General features: G+C 68.9%; 1 protein-coding gene. It reads right to left on the bottom strand.

The window, feature by feature from the left end:
- The coding region (locus AC1D12_RS31435; protein WP_477845106.1) for a LamG domain-containing protein at positions 1-2,134 on the bottom strand (2,134 nt) is incomplete at its 3' end.
- Positions 2,135-2,223: the final 89 nt, after the last annotated feature.

Raw genomic sequence — 2,223 nt, 5'->3', positions numbered from 1 at the left:
GGCCGGTTTGCGTGTACACCGCCGAGGTCAGCCGGTCGCTCGCGTCGTAGCCGTAGGTCGTCAGCACGCCGCGGCTGTCGGTGCGGGTCTTCAGGTTGCGGGCTGCGTCGTAGGTCAGCGCCTCGTTGCCGGTGTCCGGGCTGATCACCTGCGTCGCATCGCCCAGGCCGTTGCGCGGGTACTGCGTCGCGAGGCTCCTCGGGTCGGTCACCTGCGTCGTGCGATCCCCGCCGTCGTACTCGAAGCGCGTCGTGCCGTTCTTCGGGTCGGTCGTGTCCTTCACCCGCTCCAGCGCGTCGTACGTCAGCCGCGTCTGCAGGTTCAGCGTGCCCGCGCCTTGCGTGATCTTCGTGCGGTTGCCCTGCGCGTCGTACTCGTAGCGCTCCAGCGGCAGCGGTGAAGCCGGCAGCGGCGGGAAGGCCTGTGTTGCCGGCGCCGGATCGGTCACGCCGGCCTGCTGCACACGACCGAGCGCATCCATCAACGCGTTCAGGCTCTGCTTCAACTCGCCGGCCGGGTCCTTCACGCGCTGGTCCGTGCGGTTGCCCGCGTTGTCCAGCACGTACTCGATGCGATTGCCCTTCTTGTCCGCCACCGCCACCACCCGACGGGCGTCGTCGTACTCGTAGCCCACCCAGCTGCCGTCGGGCAGCGTCACCTTCTTCAGCAGGCCGGTGGGCTCGTAGTCATAGCCCGTCGTCTGCACGCCCACCGTGCGGCTCACCATGCGCTGGCGCAGGTCGTAGGTGTAGGTCGTCACGACGCCGGTCGGGCCGGTGCTCTGCAGCACCTGGCCGGACTTCGCGTACTTCGTGAAGGTGGTCGTCTCGCCGGTCGGCAGCGTGATGCTCTTCAGATCGCCCCGGGTGTGGTCCTCGTTGCTGTCGAGGTGGTAGCTGCTGACCGTCGTGTCGTTGGCGTCGCTGCGCGAGCCCTTGGCGGTGAGCACCCTTCCGTCCGCGTCATAGGTCCAGCTCTGGACCTCATCGGCCACCGCGGTGTTGAACCACGACGGCACCGCTGGCGTCACCGGCTTGCCCGGCAGTCCTGCCGTGGGCGGTGTGAAGGCGGCCCTGTAGCGCGCCACGCCCTTGGTGATGCGCACGTCGTCGATCGCGCCGTTCAGGTGCCACACGCCCTGGCCGGTGTCCGGCGTGCGCCCGATGTTCACCGGCGTGCTTGACGGGTAGATCGCCCCGTCGATCGTCATCGGCGCACTCGGCACGCCGTTCAGGAAGATCCGCAGTGCGCTACCCTGCCGCGCCACCGCCACGTGGGCCCAGCTGTTCAACGCCAGCCGATCGGGGTGCACAAGGGCCGCGACATCGCTCGATCCGTTTTGCGACCACCGCGTGAACAGCATGCCGTCGGGCCCCGTCAGGATCTCGAAGCCCCGCGCCCCCCCTTGCCCGTAGTTGCCCATCAGCGTCGCGAAGTTGCCGTACGCGTTCAACCGCACCCAGGCTTCCACCGTGAAGTCATTCGCGCCCAGGTCCAGCGCCGCACTCGATGCGGTCACATAGGTGCCCTGGCTGCCGTCGAGTGCCAGGCCGCCGCTGCCGTAGCGTGCCGCTGACGAGCTGACGCTCGCATTGCCGAAGGCGCTGACCGTATAGGCATTGCCCGAGCTGTCGACCAGCCCCGCCGCGTTGCTGCTGCCGTCCACGTGCAGCAGCAGGCTCACGCTCGCGTAGTTCGGATCCACGCCGTTCGGATCTCCCGGCACCGCCGCCTGCCCGGCCAGCGCAAAGCGCTTGGTCCCGTTGTGGTCCAGCGTCGCCTGCGCCACCCGCTTGCACAACAGCGGCAGCGGCTTGCCATCGGGCAAGGCGGCGGCCGTCGCCGCGCAGCTGGCGATCTGGTTCGCGTTGAACGGATCGCTCTGCCCGTTGTAGATCCAGGTGGTGAGCAGGTTCGGCCCCGCCTGGCGCACCGGCAGCGGCCAGTCCGGGTGCCACTCGGTGCTGGTCATACGGCTGGGGGCCGGCAGGCTGCTCGCCTGGGTGGCGCTGCCGCAGTCATCGGTCTGTGCCAGCCCCTCCACGCTCGTGATCGGCAGCTTGCGCTGCAGGTCATTGGCGTAGCAGCTTCTCGTGCCGTTGAAATCGTCCCGGCGGCTCAGGATGCCGTTCACATCGAACGCCTGGCTGCTGGTGCTGGCCGAGYATCCCGCGCCCGCCGGCTGGCTGCGCCCGCTCAGGTACACCTTGTCGTTGATGACGG

This window comes from Rhizobacter sp. P1_G5 (assembly GCF_056405435.1).
This window is presented reverse-complemented; position numbering and strand designations above follow the sequence as displayed.